Annotated in this window: 16 protein-coding genes; 12 read left to right on the top strand and 4 right to left on the bottom strand. The window is 70.5% G+C overall.

Annotated features, from left to right (window positions below; genetic code table 11):
• Nucleotides 1-4: 4 nt before the first annotated feature.
• Together EYW49_RS03120 and EYW49_RS03115 are read right to left on the bottom strand one after the other, a co-directional pair.
• Nucleotides 5-1024: an ABC transporter permease gene (locus EYW49_RS03120; protein ID WP_131305998.1), complete on the bottom strand. Its 1020-nt coding sequence runs from the start codon at nucleotides 1022-1024 to the stop codon at nucleotides 5-7.
• Complete coding sequence (locus EYW49_RS03115) at nucleotides 1024-2556, bottom strand: sugar ABC transporter ATP-binding protein (RefSeq protein ID WP_206365367.1); 1533 nt, start codon at nucleotides 2554-2556, stop codon at nucleotides 1024-1026. Before EYW49_RS03115 ends, EYW49_RS03120 begins: the two co-directional genes overlap by 1 nt.
• Nucleotides 2557-2949: 393 nt before the next feature.
• Between EYW49_RS03115 and EYW49_RS03110 the strand changes: the two genes are divergently transcribed.
• Nucleotides 2950-5004 (top strand): hypothetical protein, encoded by a 2055-nt coding sequence (locus EYW49_RS03110; RefSeq protein ID WP_131305992.1) that lies wholly within the window; start codon nucleotides 2950-2952, stop codon nucleotides 5002-5004.
• Between the two features lie 36 nt (nucleotides 5005-5040).
• On the opposite strand, the gene EYW49_RS03105 is transcribed toward EYW49_RS03110, so the two are convergent.
• The gene (locus EYW49_RS03105; RefSeq protein WP_131305989.1) at nucleotides 5041-5781 is read right to left on the bottom strand and encodes a GntR family transcriptional regulator; all 741 of its coding nucleotides are present in this window, start codon (nucleotides 5779-5781) and stop codon (nucleotides 5041-5043) included.
• A gap of 285 nt (nucleotides 5782-6066) precedes the next feature.
• On the opposite strand from EYW49_RS03105, the gene EYW49_RS03100 reads away from it, so the two are divergent.
• The 11 genes from EYW49_RS03100 (at nucleotide 6067) to EYW49_RS03050 (ending at nucleotide 16776) form a co-directional block, all read left to right on the top strand.
• Complete coding sequence (locus EYW49_RS03100) at nucleotides 6067-6999, top strand: ABC transporter permease (protein WP_165498106.1); 933 nt, start codon at nucleotides 6067-6069, stop codon at nucleotides 6997-6999.
• Nucleotides 6999-7799, top strand: coding sequence for an ABC transporter permease (locus EYW49_RS03095; protein ID WP_131305983.1), 801 nt, complete (start codon nucleotides 6999-7001; stop codon nucleotides 7797-7799). Before EYW49_RS03100 ends, EYW49_RS03095 begins: the two co-directional genes overlap by 1 nt.
• Before the next feature lie 67 nt (nucleotides 7800-7866).
• Entirely contained in the window at nucleotides 7867-8943 is a 1077-nt protein-coding gene (locus EYW49_RS03090) for an extracellular solute-binding protein (RefSeq protein ID WP_131305980.1), read from the top strand.
• Nucleotides 8944-8953: 10 nt separating this feature from the next.
• A complete protein-coding gene (locus EYW49_RS03085) occupies nucleotides 8954-10048 on the top strand; it encodes an ABC transporter ATP-binding protein (protein ID WP_228259443.1) in 1095 nt (364 codons plus the stop codon).
• On the top strand, nucleotides 10045-10803 hold the full coding sequence (locus EYW49_RS03080) for a maleate cis-trans isomerase family protein (protein ID WP_131305974.1): 759 nt from the start codon (nucleotides 10045-10047) through the stop codon (nucleotides 10801-10803). The genes EYW49_RS03085 and EYW49_RS03080 overlap by 4 nt, the downstream gene beginning before the upstream one ends.
• The gene (locus EYW49_RS03075) at nucleotides 10800-12317 is read left to right on the top strand and encodes an amidohydrolase family protein (RefSeq protein WP_131305971.1); all 1518 of its coding nucleotides are present in this window, start codon (nucleotides 10800-10802) and stop codon (nucleotides 12315-12317) included. The genes EYW49_RS03080 and EYW49_RS03075 overlap by 4 nt, the downstream gene beginning before the upstream one ends.
• A gap of 42 nt (nucleotides 12318-12359) precedes the next feature.
• The gene (locus EYW49_RS03070) at nucleotides 12360-13241 is read left to right on the top strand and encodes a polysaccharide deacetylase family protein (protein WP_131305969.1); all 882 of its coding nucleotides are present in this window, start codon (nucleotides 12360-12362) and stop codon (nucleotides 13239-13241) included.
• Between the two features lie 105 nt (nucleotides 13242-13346).
• Entirely contained in the window at nucleotides 13347-14150 is an 804-nt protein-coding gene (locus tag EYW49_RS03065; protein WP_131305966.1) for an aspartate/glutamate racemase family protein, read from the top strand.
• Nucleotides 14151-14155: 5 nt separating this feature from the next.
• Nucleotides 14156-14998, top strand: coding sequence for a transporter substrate-binding domain-containing protein (locus EYW49_RS03060; RefSeq protein ID WP_228259455.1), 843 nt, complete (start codon nucleotides 14156-14158; stop codon nucleotides 14996-14998).
• A 312-nt stretch (nucleotides 14999-15310) separates the two neighbouring features.
• Nucleotides 15311-16066, top strand: a complete 756-nt coding sequence (locus tag EYW49_RS03055) for an amino acid ABC transporter ATP-binding protein (RefSeq protein WP_131305960.1) — start codon at nucleotides 15311-15313, stop codon at nucleotides 16064-16066.
• An 11-nt stretch (nucleotides 16067-16077) separates the two neighbouring features.
• Complete coding sequence (locus tag EYW49_RS03050; RefSeq protein ID WP_131305957.1) at nucleotides 16078-16776, top strand: amino acid ABC transporter permease; 699 nt, start codon at nucleotides 16078-16080, stop codon at nucleotides 16774-16776.
• A gap of 43 nt (nucleotides 16777-16819) precedes the next feature.
• Here EYW49_RS03050 and yccS read toward each other — a convergent pair whose 3' ends face one another.
• Nucleotides 16820-19015, bottom strand: a complete 2196-nt coding sequence (gene yccS, locus EYW49_RS03045) for a YccS family putative transporter (protein WP_131305954.1) — start codon at nucleotides 19013-19015, stop codon at nucleotides 16820-16822.
• Nucleotides 19016-19132: the final 117 nt, after the last annotated feature.

Raw genomic sequence — 19132 nt, 5'->3', positions numbered from 1 at the left:
CGCCTCATCGCCGCCGCCCGCCGGTCGACCGGCGGATCGCCTCGGCGATCAGCGCATCGACCGCCACCGCCGCGACGATCGCCGCGCCCTGGATGAACATCCGCCAGAATTCCGGGACCCGGAGCAGCACCAGCCCGTTGTCGATGGTCGCCAGCACCACGGCGCCGAGCGCCGCGCCGACCACCGTCCCCGAGCCGCCGGAGACGCTGACCCCGCCGATCACCGCCGAGGCGAGCGAGCTCATCTCCCAGCCGTTGGCCAGCACCACCGTCACCGTGCCGACCCGCGCCGCATAGAGCAGCCCGGCGATGCCGCAGAGAAAGCCGCAGGCGACATAGGCGAAGAACACCACCCGTTCGGCGCGCAGGCCGAAGAACCAGGCGGCGACGCCGTTCGAACCGACCGCATAGAGCCGCCGGCCGAACGGATAGGCGTGGAGCAGCCAGGCGACCACCGCGACGATGGCGATCGACACCAGGATCAGGATCGGCAGCCCGCCGATGCGCGCATCGACGCTCGACAGCATCCACGGCGGCAGGCGGCTCGAGGTCACTTCCTGGCCATGGGCGTAGATGTAGGTGAAGCCGCGGTAGAGCGACATCGTCCCGAGCGTGGCGATCAGCGCCGGCACCCGCCCATAGGCGACCAGCAGACCGTTGATCGCCCCGAGGACGGTGCCGATCATCAAGGGTATCGCCACCACCTCGACCGGCGTGATCCCCGGATGGGTCGCCGCCCAGTCGGCGGTGAGATAGGCGACGAGGCCCATCATCGAGCCGACCGAGACGTCGAGGTTGCGGGTGATCAGCACGATCGCCTGGGCGCAGGCGGCGATCGCCAGGATCGCCGCGCTGGAGGCGACGGTGGTCAGGTTCTGGACGCTGAGGAAGCGATCGGTCGCCAGACCGAAGGCCAGCCCGAGCACCACCAGGAACACCACGACGCCGGCTTCGCGCAGGCGCAGCACCACTTCGACGAGATTGCGCGAACCCGGCCGCGCGGCGACCGACGGAGCCTCCGACATCACCGCTTCCCCCCGCGCTGGCGCGCCGCCGCCATCATCACCGATTCCTGGGTGGCTTCGTCCCGCGCGAATTCGGCGACCAGCGCACCTTCGGCGATCACCAGGATGCGGTCGCTCATCGCCAAGAGCTCCGGCAGGTCGGAGGAGATCAGCAACACCGCGAGGCCGCGATCGGCGAGTTGGGCGACCATCGCGTGGACCTGGGCCTTGGAGCCGATGTCGATGCCGTGAGTCGGTTCGTCGAGGATCAGCGCCACCGGCTCGGTCGCCAACCATTTGGCGAAGGCCACCTTCTGACGGTTGCCGCCGGACAGCGCCGAGACGATCGTCTCGACCGAGGGCGTCAGCACCCGGTAGGTCTGCGACGCGCTCTCGGCCAGCCGCCGTTCGCCCGCCCGATCGACCACAGTCCAATGCGACAGCGAATCGAGGATCGGCAGGGTGATGTTGTGGGTGATCGTCTCCGGCATGATCAGCCCGTCGCGGTCGCGATCCTCGGGGAGATAGGCGAGGCCGCGCGCCAGCATCTGTTTCGGGCTCTGCGGCGCCACTTCGACGCCCTTCAGCACCACGCGGCCGGCGGTCGGCGGGGTGATCCCGAACAGGGTCTGAGCGATCTCGCTGCGCCCGGCCCCGACCAGCCCGCCCATGCCGACGATCTCGCCGGCTCGGACCGAGAACGAGACGTCGTCGAACACCCCGTCCAGCGACAGATGCTCGACGCGGAGCACGTCCTCACCGATCGTCGGCCGTTCGCGGCGCGCGAACAGCGCCTCGAGCGGGCGCCCGACCATCAGCTGCACCAGCTTGGCGCGATCGACTTCGGCGCGCGGCAGCGTCGCGACGTGGCGACGGTCGCGCAGCACGGTGACGTCGTCACACATCGCCTCGATCTCCTCGAGGCGGTGGGTGATCAGAATGATCGCCGTGCCGCGATCACGAAGGCTGCGCACCACCGCGAACAGCCGCTCGGCCTCGGTCGGGGTCAGCGCCGAGGTCGGCTCGTCGAGAATCAGCACCCGCACGTCGGACGACAGCGCCCGGGCGATCTCGACAAACTGGTGCTCGGCCACCGACAGGCCGGCGACGGTGCGCTTCGGATCGAGATCCGACCCGACCCGGGCGAGATGCTCGCGCGCCGTGTCGATCATCGCCCGCCGATCGACGGTGCCGAACCACCCCGACGGATAGGCGCCCATCGCGATGTTCTCGGCGATCGACAGGTGCGGAAACAGTTTCGGGTCCTGGTAGACCGCGGCGATGCCGTGGTTGCGCGCCTCGATCGGGGTGCGGAAGCGCACCGCGCGGCCGGCGAGGATCACCTCGCCCTCGTCGGCTTCCTCGAGCCCGGTGATGATCTTGACCAGCGTCGACTTGCCGGCGCCGTTCTCGCCGACCAGTCCGTGGACGCGGCCGGGGCGCACGTCGAACGAGACGTCCTCGAGCGCCCGCACCGGCCCGAACGACTTGCCGATCCGTCTGAGCAACAGGATGGGAGCGGGGATCACGGGCTCGGCAGCGACCGTCGGCATGCGACGACTCCAAGACATCACGGCGTTCTGCGGCCGTCGGCACCCGGATGCGGCGTCGATCGCCGTCCCGTCGTGGGGCCGACCGACAGACTCGCCGATGCAAGAGAAATGTCGGAATGCAAGTCCCGTCAATAGCCGGTATCGCCGCAAGGGCCGATCCGGCGTCGCGAAGACGACGTTCGCGGAGCACTGACGAGGGCGCCCGCGACCGCAACGCGCATCCCCGCGACAGATGTTCGCAGGAGCAGAAAGGCCGCGTCGGGGAACATCGGCGGCGACGATCATCGCCGCCGATCCGACGGGGTCATTTCCCCGGTTCCGGACGACCGACGCCGGCGCTATTCTCTCCCCGCCTGCGACATGCGTCGCTCCCCCGGGACAAGTCGGTGATCCATGGCTCCTCGCTCCTCGCCCTTCGCCGCCCACCGCCGCCGGCTCTTCGCCGCGGTCGCCGTCCTCGCGCTCGCGACCGCCACGCCGTTGCGCGCCGACGAACTGCCGCTCACCCGGGTGGTCCTATCGACCGCCGGGCTGGCGCAGTTCACACGGTCCGGACCGGTGACCGATTCGGCCACCGTCGATCTCACCGTCCGCCTCGATCAGGTCGACGACATCCTGAAGAGCCTGACGGTGTTCGATCGCATCGGCTCGCTCGGCGCGGTGTCGCTGCCCGGGCGCGAACCGCTCGACCAACTGTTCCGCGACCTCCCCTTCGACCGCACCGCGCTGGCCGCGCCGGCCGTCCTGATCGACGCTCTGGTCGGCAGCGAGATCACCATCAAGGGACCGGTGGAGGCGCGCGGCCGGGTGCTGCGCCTGGTCACCGAGACCGTCCGGCTGCCCGACGGCGCCGGCACCCAGGAGCGCCATCGGCTGACCCTGGTCACCGAGCGCGGGCTGGTGCAGGCGGTGCTCGAAGAGGTCACCGAACTCGCCTTCGTCGACCCGCAGACCCGCGCCCAGATCGACCGGGCGCTCGCGGGGCTGGTCGAGAACCGCGCCAAGGACCGGCGCACCGTGGCGATCGGCCTGTCGGGCAGCGGTACCCGCGACGTCGCTCTGAGCTACGTGGTGCCGGCGCCGATCTGGAAGACCACCTGGCGGCTGGTGCTGCCGCCGGCCGGCGCGAAGGACGCGACCGCGCGCCTCCAGGGTTGGGCGGTGCTCGAGAACCTGACCGGCGGCGACTGGACCAAGGTCGATCTGACCCTGGTCTCCGGCAATCCGGTGGCCCTGCATCAGCCGCTCTACGACCCGGTGTTCGGCCGCCGCCAGGAGGTGCCGGTGACCGGCTCCGCCGCGCCGGCCCTGCCGGCCATCGCGGCGCGGGCGCCCGCGGCTCCGCCGCCGATGATGGCCAAGGGGGTGGCCTCCCGGGCGAAGCCGGCCCCGATGCTGGCCGCCCCCGCCGAAATGGCCCCGGCGCCCGTCCAGGATCTCGCCGCGGCGTCGAGCGCCACCGCCGCCGTCGCCGAGGAGAGCAGCGCCCAACTGCTGTTCCATTTCCCGACCGCCGTGACGCTGGCGACCGGGCACACCATGATGGTCCCCTTCGTCGACCGGACGATCGCCGCCGAGCGAATCTCCTTCTATCGCGGCGGTTCCGCCGAGCAGCGCCCGTTCATCGCCGCCCGCCTGAAGAACGACGGCGACGCCACCTTGCCGCCGGGCATCGTCACCGCCTTCGCCACCGGCGCCGACGGGGCGGTCACCCATGTCGGCGACGCCCTGCTGGCGCAACTGCCGCGCGCCGGCGATCAGATCGTGCTGTTCGCGCTCGACACCAAGACCCGGGTGCGGCGCGAGGACCGCGGAATCCGCCAGACCGTGGTCGGCACCGCGGCGGACGGCCTGTTGTCGACGACCACGACCTCGCGCCGGGTGATCGCCTGGGAGATCACCGCCCCGCCCGACGAAGATCGCGACGTGCTGCTCGAAGAGGCGCGCGCCGACGGCTGGTCGGTCGCGACGGGGAGCGACGGCGTCGAGACTACGCCGGAAGTGCTGCGGCGGCGCGTCCACGTCGCCAAGGGCCAGACCGCCAAGGCCGAGCTGGCGGTCGAGCGCGTCGATCGCCAGAGCGTGACGCTGACCTCGCTGCCGCCCGACGCCGTGCTCGCCGAGGTGCGGGGGCTGGACGCGGCGACGCCGGCGGTGAAGGCCTTCGTCGCGCGCCTCGCCGAGCTCAGCGGCGCCGTGGCGCGCGCGGAAGCCGATCGGGCGAAGCTCGCCCAGGAGCGGCGGACGATCACCGAGGACCAGGACCGCATCCGCAAGAACCTGCAGTCGGCCGGGGCCGGCTCCGATCTCGGGCGGCGCTTCCTCGACACCCTGCGCCAGCAGGAGGACCGCCTCGCCGAGATCACCCGCGACGACAAGGCCCTGGTCGACGCCATTGCGCAGCGGCAGAAGGCGATCGACGAACTGATCCGCAACCTGCGGTTCTGATCAAGGGCACGGCGCCGCGACGCCCGCCGCGGCGGCTCACACCCGCGTCGGATGGCGGCCGAAGATCTCGGCGAGATCGGCCGGCTTCTTGGGCGGGTCGAGGTCGAGGCGATCTTCGACGTTGCCGAGATGGCCGAGCATCAGACGCGAGGCGCGGTCGGCGTCGCCCGCGCACAGCGCCTCGAGAATCGCGTGGTGCTCGTCGTGGGAGCAGCTCGGGCGACCGGGCCGCTCGAAGGTCGAGATCACCAGCGCCTCGCGGGTGATCAGTTCGCGCAAGATGCCCTCGAGGATCCGGTTGCCGGTGATCCGGGCGAGCAGCATGTGGAATTCGCCCGACAGCCAGACCATGCCGGCGGTGTCGCCGTCGTGGCGCGCCTTGGATTCCGCCTCGATGTTGGCGGTGAGCAGGGCGCGATCGGCCGGCCCGATGTGACCGGCGGCGATCCGCACGATCGCGTCCTCGACCGCCCGCCGGGCGACGAAATTGTCGTGCGCGTCCTTCGGGCTGGGCTTGGTCACCGAGGCCCCGCGATTGGGCTCGAGCGTCACCACCCCGGCATAGGCGAGCCGCGTCAGGACGTTGCGGATGCGGGCGCGGCTGACCCCGAAGATCCGGCGCAGATGATCTTCGCGCAGACGCGTGCCCGGCGACAGGTCCTGACGGGCGATCGCCAGATGGATCTGCTCGTAGATCGCGTTCTCGTCGGGGCCGGCGTCCTCGGGGATCCCGATCCAGCCGAGTTCGGCATCGGCGGTGTCCTGCGACTGCGGCATCACGAAAGTCCTCTTGCCCGAGAGCCATCCTGGGTGCCCCCACCCGGGGGCTTTGTCAACATCGGGCGATCACCGCTGCGGCGATCGCGCCCAGATTATGGGCATTCTATCGCTATTTGCGCTCACAATATCACCTTTGATTGTCGACAATATGATGAGACGCTGTCGGCATCGAGCTTTCGAGGGGCCACGGGAGGCGCCTCGGAGGCAGGGCGAAGGCCGTTCGGGTACCGCGTCGGTGACCACCGACCGCGCGCACCTCGAGCCCGGGCACGGGGGGCAGCCATGAGCATCACCGACCGGCGCACCGATCTCGGGTCCCCGTGGCGACGCCTCGCCGGGGCGCTGCGCGGCGCCGGCGACGGCCTCGCCGGCTGGGGGCTGGTCGCCCCGGTGGTGCTGTTCTTCGCGGTGGTCTTCCTCGTCCCGGTCGGGCTGATGGTCCGCTGGGGCTTCTACCGCCAGCTCGATACCGGCGCGCTCTCCGACGGCTTCACCTTCGCCAACTACATCCGCCTGTTCTCGGTCGACCTCTACCGCAAGGCGACCTGGACGACCCTCGAGATCAGCGTCCTGACCACCGTCGTCTCGGCGCTGCTGGCCTATCCGCTGGCGCTGGTGATGGCCCGCGGCCCGGCCCTGATCGGCCGGATCCTGACCGTGGTGGTGATCGCCCCGATGCTGATCAACGTCGTGGTCCGCGCCTATGCCTGGCGGGTGATCCTCGCCAACGGCGATCAGGGCATCGTCAACTGGCTGCTCGCCCAGATCGGTCTCGGCCCGGTGCATCTGCTCTACACCGAATGGGCGATCGTCATCGGCTCGGTCCACGTCTTCCTGTCGACCATGGTGCTGCCGATCGCCGCGGCGCTGGGGCGCATCGATCCGGCGGTCGAGGACGCCGCCCGCACGCTGGGCGCCTCGAGCTTCGCGGTGTTCCGCCGCGTGACCTTTCCCCTCAGCCTGCCGGGTCTGGCGGTCGGTTCGACGCTGGTGTTCTCGCTGACCGCCAGCGCCTTCGTCGCCCCGGCGCTGCTCGGCGGCAACTTCGTCAAGATGCTCGGGCCGCTGGTCCAGGAGCAGATCCTGTCGGTGTTCGACTGGCCCTTCGGCGCGGCCCTGGCGACGCTGCTGGTGGTGCTGGTGATGGGCGTCAATCTCGCCTCGGTCGGCCTGATCGAGCGCCGGCTGCAGCGGAAGATGAAGGGGGCGCGCTGATGGAAAACCGTCTCGGCGCCGCCGCCCTCCCCGTCTATCTCGCCGCCGGCCTGATCTCGCTGTTCCTGCTGGTGCCGCTCCTGCTGCCGATCGCACTCAGCGTCTCCGACACGCCCTTCGTGGTGTTCCCGCCCCAGGGCTTCACCTTGCGTTGGTACGTCGCGGTGCTCGGCGAACGCGACTTCACCGACTCGCTGACCTTCAGCCTGATCCTGTCGTCGCTCGCCGCCCTCGGCGCCATGGTGCTCGGCACCCCGACCGCCATCGGCCTGACCCGCCATGCCTTCCCCGGCCGCGACCTGATCCGGAGCCTGGTGCTGTCGCCGCTGGTGTTCCCGAGTCTGGTCACCGGCATCGCGCTGCTGCGCTTCTTCTCGTCGATCGGCTCGCACGACGCCCTGGTCAATCTGGTGATCGGCCACGTGCTGGTGACCGTTCCCTATGTCGTGCGCACCGTCTCGGCGTCGCTGATCATGCTCGATCCGGCGATCGAGGAGGCGGCGCGCACGCTCGGGGCGAGCCGCTGGCGCACCTTCTGGCACGTCACCCGGCCGCAGATCGTGCCCGGTCTGGTCGCCGGCGGGATCTTCGCCTTCGTCACCTCCTTCGACAACTACGCCATCTCGATGTGGCTGTTCGACGCCGAGAACGTGCCGCTGCCGCTGACCATGTTCTCGTTGATCAGCCGCATGTTCGATCCCGGCATCGCCGCGATCGCCTCCCTGATGATCCTGCTGTCCCTGGTCCTGGTGCTCGTCGTCGAACGGGTCACCGGGCTGCAGAAAGCCATGAGCCTCTAGCCTCGCCGTTCGATCCGACCCTGCCGCGTCGACGCGAGTCGCCGGCCGCTGACAAGGAGTGCGTTCCATGACCTCCCTCTACCGTCCGACCCGCCGTGGCCTCCTCTCCGCCGGCGCCGCCGCGATCGCCGCGCCGACCGTCTTCGTCCGCAACGCCTGGTCGGAGGGCAAGACGCTCCAGATCGGCATCTGGGGCGGCACCCAGGGCGAGTTCATCCGCAAGTCGGTGCTGCCCAAGTTCGAGAAGGACTTCGACTGCAAGGTCACCGCCCAGCAGGGCTCGACCCTCGGCCAGATCGCCCTGCTGCGCGCCTCCAAAGACGCGCCGAAGTTCACGGTGATGTTCGTCGACGACCTCGGCGTCGAGATCGCCAAGCGCGAAGGCCTGATCGATCCGCTGCCCAAGGATCGCATGCCCAACCTCGCCCGGGTCTTCCCGCGCTTCATCTACAACGACGGCTACGGCGTCGCGCTGGCCATCTCCTCGGCCGGCCTGTTCTACAATCCGAAAGCGACCAAGCCGCTCGAGAGCTATGCCGACCTGTGGGATCCGCGTTTCGCCGGCAAGGTCTCGCTGGTCGGCACCAAGACCACGCCGAGCGTCTTCACGGTGATCGCCGCCGCCGCGGTGGCCACCGGCAAGCCCTACAAGGAAGCCCAGTATCTCGCCGATGCCGCCTGGCCCAAGCTCGCCGAGCTGAAGCCCAACGTCCTGAAGCTCTACGACACCGACGACGCACCGCTCCTGGTGGCCCAGGGCGAAGGGGCGATCGGCGGGCCGGAATATTCGAAATATGTCTACCCCTACAAGCTGAAGGGCGCGAGCATCGACATGTGCTTCCCCAAGGAGGGGGCCTTCGCCGGGGTCAATTGCCAGATCCTGGTCAAGAACGCGCCGAACCAGGATCTCGGCGCCGAGTTCATGAACCGCATGCTGGCGCCCGAGGTGCAGCAGGGGCTGGCCGAAGCGGCGATCGCCTCGCCCTCGATCGGCGGCCTGAGCTTCACCTCGCCGATCGCCGATCTGCTCGCCTACCCCGACACCAAGATGGACGAACTCGGCCTGTTCAGCCCCGATTGGGCCCATGTGAACGCCGTCCGCTCGGTCTGGGTGGAGAAGCTCAATCAGATCTTCACCAAGTGAGGCGGCGATGATGGCGAGGCCGGACATCGAACTCGGCGGGGTCGTGAAGGCCTATCACGGCCACCGCGCGGTCGACGGCGTGTCGTTCGGCGTCGAGCGGGGCACGATCCTGTCCCTGCTCGGGCCGTCCGGTTGCGGCAAGACCACGGTCATGCGGATGATCGCCGGATTGGTGCGCCCCGACGCCGGCGAGATCGCGATCAAGGGCCAGCCGGTCACCCGGGTTCCGGTCCATCGCCGCAACGTCGGCATGTTGTTCCAGAACTACGCGCTGTTCCCGCATCTCGACGTCGGCGGCAACGTCGCCTTCGGCCTCGAGATGCGCGGCGTCGCCAAGGCCGACGTCGCCCGCAAGGTGATCGATGCGCTCGCGCTGGTGAAGCTCGACAAGCTCGCCGGCCGCATGCCGCACCAGCTCTCCGGCGGCCAGCAGCAGCGCGTCGCCCTCGCCCGCGCCCTGGTGGTCGAGCCCTCGGTGCTGTTGCTCGACGAGCCCTTCGGCGCCCTCGACAAACAGCTGCGCGAGGCCATGCAGGTCGAGACCCGGCTGTTGCAGCGCCGGCTCGGCATCACCACGCTGATGGTCACCCACGATCAGGAAGAGGCCCTGACGCTGTCCGACGAGGTCGCGGTGATGCGCGGCGGCCGCATCGAGCAGCTGGCGAGCCCCACGGCGATCTACCAGTCGCCGACCTCGGCCTTCGTCGCCGGCTTCATCGGCACCTCGAACTTCCTGCGCGGGCGGATCGTCCTGCGCCAAGGCGATCGTGCGCTGATGGAGAGCGACGACGGCATCCGCGTCACCGTCGCTTCCGCCGCGGCGGTCGGCGAACGCCTGACCGTGGCGTTGCGACCCGAGGCGATCCGCCTCGACCTCGCCGGCACCACCGGATCCGGCCCCAACCGGGTCGCCACCACCATCGATCAGGTGATCTATCGCGGGCTGACCACCCACGTCTATCTGAAGCGCGCCGGCGGCGAGCCGCTGACGGCGATCCGCCAGAACGACGACGGCGCCATCCTCGCCGGCCTCGTCCCCGGCGCGGCGGTCGAGGCGTGGTGGCCGGACGAGCGCAACCACGTCGTCGCGGAGGATCCGGCATGAGCGACCGCCCCGGCCCGCATCGTATCCCCCTGGCGACCAGGGCGATCGGCGTGATCACCCCCTCGGCCAATCTGGTGGTCGAACGAGTGACCGCGGCGGTGCTGGCCGACTTTCCCGAGGTCTCGGCGCATTATTCGCGCACCCCGGTGCGCGGCTCCAAGGACGGCCACCCCGACGCCTACGACCTCGACGGCATGCTCGGCGCCGCCCGGCTGCTCGGCGACGCGGCGCTCGACGCCATCGTCTGGAACGGCAGCAAGGGCGCGAGCATCGGCTTCGCCCACGACCACGCGCTGATCGCGACGATCGAACGCGAGACCGGCATCCGCGCCGCAACCTCGATGACGGCGATCGAATCGGAATTGCGCCGCCTCGGCCTCACCCGCGTCGCCGTGGTCACGCCCTACCGCGGCGACTATCAGGAGCGGCTGGTCGCCACCCTCGCGGGCGAGGGCCTGACCGTCGTCGCGGAAGCCCACGCCGGGGTCGCCGACAACCTCGCCTACATGCGGGTGTCGGAGACCGAGATCGCGGCCCTGATCCGCCGCGTCTCCGCCGCCCGACCGCAGGTGATCCTCACCCTCTGCACCAATTTCCCCGCCGCCTGGGTCGTCGCCGACCTGGAGCGCGAGACCGGCCTGCCGATCTGGGATTCGACGCTGGCCGGGGTCTTCGCCGGGCTCGAGGCCGCCGGCATCGATCCGCACCCCGCCCGCGCCTGGGGCCGACTGTTCGAAGGAGACGAAGCGCCGTGACCACCCTGTTTCGAGGCGTCGTGCTGATCGACCCGAGCGCCCCCGACGGCCGGTCGCCGGCGACCGACGTGTTGGTGGCGGGCGCGACCATCGCCGCGGTCGGCCCGGACCTCGGGGCCGCGATCACCCCCGAGACCCGGGTGATCGAAGGGGCCGGCCGGCTGCTGATGCCCGGCCTCGTCAACGCCCATTTCCATTCGCCGGTCAACCACATGAAGGGCCGCCTGCCGAGCCTGCCGCTCGAGGTGTTCATGCTCTACGAGAGCCCGGCGCTCGACGCCCTGAAGCCGAGCCCGCGCGAGGCCTATGTCCGCACGCTGCTGGCGGCGATGGAGATGCTCGCCACCGGCACCACCTCGGTGCAGGACGACGCCTTCTTCGTACCCAACCCGACGCCGGAGCTGATCGACGCCGTCGCCCAGGCCTATGCCGACAGCGGCATCCGGGCGACCCTGGCGCTCGACCAGCCCGAACTGCCGGAAGCCGACAAACTGCCGTTCCTGCGCGATCTGGTGCCGCCGGAGCTGCGCGGCGATCTCGATCGCCCCCCGACTTTCGGGCGCGCCGACCTGCTCGGAGCTTATGATCATCTCTTCACCCGCTGGCACGGCGCCTGCGACGGCCGCATCCGCGCCGCGACCTCGATCTCGGCGCCGCAGCGGGTCAGTCCCGACTATTTCGCCGCCCTCGACGATCTGTCGCGCCGCCACGGCACGCCGATCTATGCCCACATGCTGGAGACCAAGCTGCAGCGGGTCCTGGCCGAGAGCCAGCCGCGCTTCGCCGGCCGCTCGCTGGTGCGCTACACCGCCGATCTCGGTCTCCTGTCGGAGCGCATGAACATCATTCATGCGATCTGGGTCGACGACGCCGACCTCGATCTGATCGCCGCCTCGGGCGCGGTGATCGCCCACAATCCGATCAGCAATCTGCGGCTCGGCTCGGGCGTGATGTCCTTCCGCCGCATCCGCGACCGCGGCATCCCGGTCTGCCTCGGCACCGACGAGGCGATCGCCGACGATGCGGTGAACCTGTGGGCGGTCGCCAAGCAGGTCGGGCTGATCCACAATCTGGAGAGCGCCGATTACGACACCTGGCCGCGGGCGGAGGAGATCCTCGACTGCCTGATCGGCGGCGGCGCCCGCGCCATGGGCCTCGGCGATCGCCTCGGCCGCATCGCTCCCGGTCAGCTCGCCGACCTGATCCTGGTCGATCTCGACACCCTCGCCTTCACGCCGCTCAACCACCTGCCGCGCCAACTGGTCTATTGCGAGAACGGCTCGTCGGTCCGCCTCACCATGGTCGCAGGGAAAATCGTCTGCGAGGACGGCCGGCTGACCACCGTGGACGCCGCGGCGCTCCGGGCCGAGGCGCGGGCGCTGTTCGCCGAGCGCCGGGAGCCCCTCGAGGAGGCCGCCCGCGCCGCCGACCGCTGGCTCCCCCACTACCGGGCGATGCTCGCCGCGGCGGAGGCGACCGACGTCGGCTTCCACCGTCGGCTCGGGCGTGGCTGACCCGCCCGCCGCACGCCCTTTCCCGATTCCGACGAGGCCGCCATGCCCCCGACCAACGACCGTTACGGCTATACCCCGATCACCCGATCGCCGTCGTTCCGATGGCCGAACGGCGCCAATCTCGCGATCTATGTCTGTCTCGGCATCGAGGACTACGCCTTCGGCGAAGGCCTGACCGAAGACATCCTGCCCGGCGCCTCGGCCCCCGATTGGGTCAACCGCTCGTGGCGCGACTACGGCAACCGGGTCGGCGCCTTTCGGCTGATCGATCGCTTCGCCGAGTTCGGCATCCGCCCGGCGATCCTGCTCAACACCGACGTCTACGACACCGCACCGGAGCTGATGAGTCACGCCCGCCGCGCCGGCGCCGAGATCGTCGGCCACGGGCTCAGCAATTCCCATACGCTGGCCGGTCGCTCGGCCTCCGACGAGGAGGCCTATGTCGGCGCGGTCGCGGCGCGGATCGCCGCGGAAGAAGGCGCGGCGCCCGGCGGCTGGTCGAGCCCCTGGCTCGCCCAGACCTCGTCCACGCTGGTGTCGCTGCGGGCCCACGGCTACCGCTACCTGCTCGATCTGCGCCTCGACGACCGCCCGGTGTGGCTCGCCGCCGGTGACGATCGGATCCTCGCCCTGCCCTACGCCCTCGAGCTCAACGACAGCACCACGATGATCGGGCGCCAGACATCGGCGAGCGAGTTCGAGCGGATGATCGTCGACGAATTCGACGAGATGCGGCTCGCCGCCCGCGACCGGCCGCTGGTGATGAGCCTCGTCGTCCATTCCTTCATCTCCGGCCAGCCGTTCCGGCTGCGGGCCCTGACCCGCGCGCTGCGCCACCTCGCCGCGGCCGGCGACGAGGTGTGGTTCGCCACCCCCGGCGAGATCGCCGCCTTCGTCGAGGCCGACCCGAGCCGCGCGGTATGAGCGGCCGGGCGCCGCGCCCGGCCGAAACTGCCCAGGCTCGGCCCATGCTCAAAACTAGGGCATCGATGTCCACATCTTGATCTTCGATTGTCGACAATCATTGTTATGGTTGCCGACATGAACATCCTGGTGATCAACCCCAACACCACGACTGCCGTCACCGACCGCTTCGTCGCCGAAGCCCGCGCGGTCGCACCATGCGGCGTGACCATCGACGGCGTGACCGGCCGTTTCGGCGCGGCGGTGGTCACCACCCGCGCGGAGAACGTCCTCGCCGCCCATGCCGCCCTCGAGCTTGCGGCCCGCCATCACGCCACTTACGACGCGGTGATCCTCGCCATTTCCTTCGACAGCGGTTGGGCGGCGGCCGACGAGATCGTGCCGATCCCGGTGGTGGCGATCACTCGCGCGGCGCTCGAATCCGCCTTCGCCGCCGCCGGCGATCAGCCGGTCGGGCTGGTGCTGTTCGGGGCGGCGAGCCGCCCGCTCTACGAGGATCTCGTCGCGAGCTACGGCTGGGGCTCACGGATCTGCGGCCTCGAGGTGGTCGAGATCGACGGCGTCGCCGGCTATCTCGCCCCCGACGCCCACGACGACGCGGTCCTCGCCGCCGTCACCCGCCTCGCCGCGCAACGCGCCGGCGCGGTCGTCGTCTGCGGCGCCGCGATCGTCGGCATCGCCCGTCGCATCGCGCCCCGCGCCGCCGTGCCCGTCTTCGACGGTGCCGCCCCCGCGGTCGCCGCCGCGCTTCGCCGCGCCGCGGCGCCGCGCGATCCGCATGTTCCCCCGCCGGTGCTCGCCGCGATGACCGGCGTCGATCCGGCACTCGCCGCCCTGATCGCCCGCGGGCGGCCCGATCCGACGCGCAATCCGCCCCCGTCTCCCCCCGAAGGAAAGGTACAGCCGTGACCGCCATGCCGAACGCTCGCAACACCGGTTTCACCCGGCGCCTCGCCCTGGCCGCCTTCGCCCTCGGGCTGGCCGTCGCCCCGGCCGCCGCCGACACCCTCGCCGACGTCGCGGCGCGCCACAAACTGGTGGTCGGCGTCGAAGCCGGCGGCACCGGCGCGATCATCTCGCAGCAACCCGACGGCAAGATCGTCGGCCTCGATGCCGAACTGAGCGACTATGTGGCGAAGAAGCTCGGCGTCGAGCTCGAGATGGTGCCGACCGCCTGGCCGGGGATCATCCCGGCGCTGCTGTCGAGCCGCTTCGACCTGATCCTGAGCGGCATGACCGCGACCAAGGCGCGCGCCGAGAAGGTCGCCTTCTCGGTGCCCTATGGCGACGCCTCGCTGGTCGCCGCGGCGATGACCGCCAACGCCGCGATGACCTCGGCCGCCGACCTACCGGGCAAGACCATCGGCGTGCTGCTCGGCACCAACACCCACGAATTCGCCAAGAAATACGGTGCCACCCTGGAGGCCGCCGGCAAGAAGGGCCTGACCATCAAGACCTACGACGACATCCCGGCGATGTTGGTCGAGATGGCCAACGGCAACATCGACGCCCTGATGCTGCCGGCGCCGATCATCGGCGGCTATCTCGCCAAGCGCCCCGGCCAGTTCCGGCTGATCGACGGCCTCGGCGACAAGTCGTGGTTCGCCGCCGCCGTCCGCAAGGACGACCCCACCCTCCTCGCCGCCGTCAACGCCGCCCTCGACGCCGCCAAGGCCGACGGCACGCTCGCCGCGCTGCAGACCAAGTGGCTCGGCAAGCCGACCGAGGGCATCCCGGCGGTTCTCGATCTGAAGTGACGCCGAGCCGGCGCGGGTGGCTGGATCTTCGCTCGAAAGGGTGGCGCCCGTCGCTCGGCTCCGACCGCGCCCCAGGGTGCCCTTCTCCCCCCTGCGGGAGAAGGTGCCCGAAGGGCGGATGAGGGGGCTGGACCTCTCCTCATGCCTCGGCGCGCGTGTATCAGGCCCGGTTGCCGCTTCGCGGCGCCCCCTCATCCGCCCCTCCGGGGCACCTTCCCCCACGAGGGGGCAAGGAAGACGGGGGCTTCTCGAAGCCGCACACGAGCCGCCCCCTTCGATCGCAGACCCAGATTTGATTGCCCGGAGGCGCCGATGATCTCGATCCGCAATCTCCACAAGCGCTTCGGCGACACCGAGATCCTCAAGGGGGTCGATCTCGAGATCGCCGCCAACGAAGTGGTGGCGATCATCGGGCCGAGCGGCTCGGGCAAGTCGACGGTGTTGCGCTGCCTCAACTTCCTCGAGGCCCCGACCGCCGGCGACATCCGCGTCGACGGCCGCCTGCTCGGCTATGTCGAAACCCCGTCGGGCGACCGCCGACGCCTGCCCGAGGCCGATCTCAATCGTCAACGCGCCGAGATCGGCATGGTGTTCCAGCAGTTCAATCTGTGGCCGCACAAGACGGTGCTGGAGAACATCATCGAGGCGCCGATCCTGGTGCGCGGCACGCCGCGCGACGAGGCGGTGGCGATCGCCCGCGCCCTGCTCGACCGCGTCGGGCTGGGGCACAAGGCGGACGCCCGGCCGACCACGCTGAGCGGCGGCCAGCAGCAGCGCGTCGCCATCGCCCGCTCGCTGGCGATGAAGCCGAAGGTGATGCTGCTCGACGAAGTGACCTCGGCGCTCGATCCCGAGACGGTGCGCGAAGTGCTCGACGTCATCGCCGGATTGGCGAAGGAGGGCATGACCATGCTGCTGGTCACCCACGAGATGGCCTTCGCCCGCGAGGTCGCCGACCGCATCGTCTTCATGGACGACGGCCGCATCCTCGAGGCGGCGCCCCCCGCGCAGTTCTTCGCCGCGCCGGCGCATCCCCGCGCCCGCGCCTTCCTCGACAAGGTGCTGTGAGGGCCGGACCGATGAACGGATTCGACTGGAAGGTGATCGTCGAATGGGCCCCGCTGCTGCTCCAGGGCCTCGGCGTGACGATCCTGTTCACACTCGGCGGGCTGGCGCTCGGGCTGGTGATCGGCGTCGCCGTGGCGGTGATGGCCCTGTCGCGGCACGGACTGGTGCGCATCGTCGCCCGCGCCTTCGTCGATGCGGTGCGCGGCACGCCGCTCCTGCTGCAGCTGTTCATCCTCTACTACGCCATGCCGTCGATCGGCCTGAAACTGTCGGCGCCGGTCGCCGGCATCCTCGGGCTCGGCATCAACGCCGGCGCCTATCTCGCCGAGATCTTCCGCGCCGGCATCGAGGCGGTGCCGCGCCAGCACGTCCACGCGGCCCGCTCGCTCGGCATGAGTTCGCGCCAGACCTTCTGGCGGATCGAGCTGCCGCAGGCGGTCGGGCTGGTCCTGCCGCCGATGGCCAACGAGATGATCAGCCTGGTCAAATCGACCTCGCTGATCTCGACCATCTCGATCGGCGAATTGCTCCGCTCCGGCCAGATCGCCGTGTCGATCACCTTCGCGCCGCTGGAGATCTATCTGGTGGTGGCGCTGCTCTATCTGGCGATCAACCTCGCCCTGTCGAACCTCGTCCGCGTGCTCGAACACCGCTCCGGCGCCGGCGCCCGCGGCGAGGCGATGCGCTCGCTGCAGGACGTCGGGGTGTGACGGGGCGTCGGCGCGCGCGAAAATTCGCGCCGCGCGTCCGCTCTCACGTGCCGATGGTCGCCTGGATCTGCTGCGCCGATCGCCGGATCGGCGCGAGCTGACGGCAGATCAGGGCGAGTTGGGTGCGCACCAATCGCTCGCGATCGTCGATCGGCCCGGCGACGTCGGCGAGATCTCGGGCGATGGCGTCGTCCGTGCCGTCGTCGAGCGCCACCGCCCGCCGCGCCGCGAGATCGGCGGCGAGGTCGTCGAGCGCGCCGGCGAGTCGCAGGGCGGCGCGGCCGAGCGGCCGGTCCGGGGCCAGCGCCGGCAGGGCGTCGCGATGCGCCCCGAGCGCCGACAGGTAGGACAGCAGGGTGTGCGACAGGACGAGATGCCGCATGCAGGCGTCGGCGTCGCGCCGGTGGCGCTCCGGCTCCTGCAGCATGTTCGACAGGGTCGTCGACAGCGCGGCGTCGGCCTCCTGCGCGGTGCGGCGGGCGACGCGGTAGGCGAGATCGTCGCTCTTGCTCGACCCGTATTGGCGGATCAGCGCCCTGAGATAGCCGCTGGCGCCGGTGAGCGTCGCCGCCACCCCTTTGTGCAGCTGCCGCCCCTGCCAGTCAGGCAGCACGAACACCACCACCAGCCCGGAGATGGCGCTGCCGATGAGGGTATCGATCAGCCGCGGCCAGATGATGCTGTAGCCGTCGACCACCTGATTGAAGCAGCACAGCACCATCAGCGTGATCGCCCCGGTCGCCAGCGTGTAGCGCCCGGTGCGCCAGACGAAGAAGGCGACGCCCGCCACCACGGCGATCGACTGCTGAATCTCGCGCGCCGGAAACAGGGTGATCAGCGCCCAGCCGGCGAGCAGGCCGAGGACCGTGCCGGCGATTCGCTGCCACAGGCGCCGGCGGGTCGAGGCATAGTTGGGCAGGCACACGAACAGCGCGGTGAGCAGGATCCAATAGCCCTGCGCCGGATGCACCAGGATCTTGAGGCAATAGCCGACGCCGAGCGCCAGCGTCAGCCGCAGGGCATGGCGGAACACCGGCGAGGCCGGCGTCAGATGGCTCATCACCCGCCGCCCGGCCTCGGCGAGGGAGCCCGGCGAATCGTCGAACAGACTGGTGTCGGGGTGAGCGGCGGCGGGATCGGCGGGCGCCTCGGTCCGCTCGAGATCGCTCTGCAGCGCCTCGAGGTTGGCGACCAGATCGCCGAGCGACGGCATCAGCGGGCGCTGGTCCGGCAGATCGCGGGCCTTCAGGAACGCCATCGAGGCGTGCAGGTCCTCGAGCGCCTGACCGCTCTCGGCGGTGTCGACGGCCGGACCACCGCGCAGGCGCCGCGCCAGCGCCCGGCAGGCTCGGCCCTGGGCCTGCAACAGCCGCCGGCAGCGGAACATCACGTCGCTGTGGAAGAACGCACGGGTGAAGTCCTCGTAAGCAATGTGCGAGGAACTGGCGCGCTCGTGGATGTCCTGGGCGGTGAAGAACAGCGCGAGGCAGCGCTCGACCCGCGGATCGTCGCGATCCGTCGCGACGCGGCGGCGGATCAACTCCTTGACCCGGTTGAGGGCGATCACCACGCCGCCGTTGCGCCGCGCCAGCAGCACCCGCGCGCCCTCGATGTCGGGATGCCGGCGCGGCTCGAACAGCGCCGATTTCTCCTCGAGATAGGCGCCGACCTCGTCGAACAGCCCGGCCAGCCCCAGGGTCACCGGCTCGAACGGCAACAGCGCCTGCCACACCACCGAGAGCAGGCCGTACCACGCCGCCCCGAGCGTGAGCAGCAGCGGCGCCCGCCACAGATCGGGGGTGGCGCCGACCTGCTCCAGGCCGAGCATCGCATAGACCGCGAGGGTCAGCGTCGCATGGGCGATGGTGGTGTAGCGGGCCCCGAGCGCCCCCGACATCGACAGGGTGAAGGTCGAGGCGATCATCGCCGCGACGAACAGCCAGGGGGTGGGCGCGAACAGCCCGACGCAGAAGGCCGACACCGCGAACAAGGCCAGCGTGATCGCCACCGCCTTGGCTCGCCCCCACCAGCTGTCGTCGGTCTCGGCCAGCGCGCCGGCGATCACCCCGAGGAACAGCGGGATCACCAGATCGAGCGCACCGAAGATCGAACACCCCGCCATCACGCCCGCCAGGGCGACGAAGACGCGCAGACTGTAGGAGAACTGATCGAGCGAACGCAGCTGCCGGAAGGATCGCACCGGTGACGGCACGGGACGATGGGTCTGCGATGGAGTCATCCCGCGCGGCGCCTCTCGGGTCGATGTCGAGCCCGACAGGGTAGCGCGGCGCACGCCCGAGGGAAACGCCGCAGGGGGCGGGTCTCCCCGGCGGCGGATGAGGGGGGGCCGGCCGAC

It is taken from the genome of Siculibacillus lacustris, from assembly GCF_004328075.1.
GTDB classification, from domain to species: Bacteria; Pseudomonadota; Alphaproteobacteria; order Rhizobiales; family Ancalomicrobiaceae; genus Siculibacillus; species Siculibacillus lacustris.
The sequence above is the reverse complement of the archived record's forward strand: the minus strand, read 5'-3'. Positions and strand labels throughout refer to the sequence as shown.

What these genes read in the sequence shown, in the direction of transcription:
- EYW49_RS03120 (WP_131305998.1), bottom strand. Translation starts at nt 1,024, where the DNA reads ATGTCGGAGGCTCCGTCGGTCGCCGCGCGGCCGGGTTCGCGCAATCTC.
- EYW49_RS03115 (WP_206365367.1), bottom strand. Translation starts at nt 2,556, where the DNA reads ATGCCGACGGTCGCTGCCGAGCCCGTGATCCCCGCTCCCATCCTGTTG.
- EYW49_RS03110 (WP_131305992.1), top strand. Translation starts at nt 2,950, where the DNA reads ATGGCTCCTCGCTCCTCGCCCTTCGCCGCCCACCGCCGCCGGCTCTTC.
- EYW49_RS03105 (WP_131305989.1), bottom strand. Translation starts at nt 5,781, where the DNA reads ATGCCGCAGTCGCAGGACACCGCCGATGCCGAACTCGGCTGGATCGGG.
- EYW49_RS03100 (WP_165498106.1), top strand. Translation starts at nt 6,067, where the DNA reads ATGAGCATCACCGACCGGCGCACCGATCTCGGGTCCCCGTGGCGACGC.
- EYW49_RS03095 (WP_131305983.1), top strand. Translation starts at nt 6,999, where the DNA reads ATGGAAAACCGTCTCGGCGCCGCCGCCCTCCCCGTCTATCTCGCCGCC.
- EYW49_RS03090 (WP_131305980.1), top strand. Translation starts at nt 7,867, where the DNA reads ATGACCTCCCTCTACCGTCCGACCCGCCGTGGCCTCCTCTCCGCCGGC.
- EYW49_RS03085 (WP_228259443.1), top strand. Translation starts at nt 8,954, where the DNA reads ATGGCGAGGCCGGACATCGAACTCGGCGGGGTCGTGAAGGCCTATCAC.
- EYW49_RS03080 (WP_131305974.1), top strand. Translation starts at nt 10,045, where the DNA reads ATGAGCGACCGCCCCGGCCCGCATCGTATCCCCCTGGCGACCAGGGCG.
- EYW49_RS03070 (WP_131305969.1), top strand. Translation starts at nt 12,360, where the DNA reads ATGCCCCCGACCAACGACCGTTACGGCTATACCCCGATCACCCGATCG.
- EYW49_RS03065 (WP_131305966.1), top strand. Translation starts at nt 13,347, where the DNA reads ATGGTTGCCGACATGAACATCCTGGTGATCAACCCCAACACCACGACT.
- EYW49_RS03060 (WP_228259455.1), top strand. Translation starts at nt 14,156, where the DNA reads ATGCCGAACGCTCGCAACACCGGTTTCACCCGGCGCCTCGCCCTGGCC.
- EYW49_RS03055 (WP_131305960.1), top strand. Translation starts at nt 15,311, where the DNA reads ATGATCTCGATCCGCAATCTCCACAAGCGCTTCGGCGACACCGAGATC.
- EYW49_RS03050 (WP_131305957.1), top strand. Translation starts at nt 16,078, where the DNA reads ATGAACGGATTCGACTGGAAGGTGATCGTCGAATGGGCCCCGCTGCTG.
- yccS (WP_131305954.1), bottom strand. Translation starts at nt 19,015, where the DNA reads ATGACTCCATCGCAGACCCATCGTCCCGTGCCGTCACCGGTGCGATCC.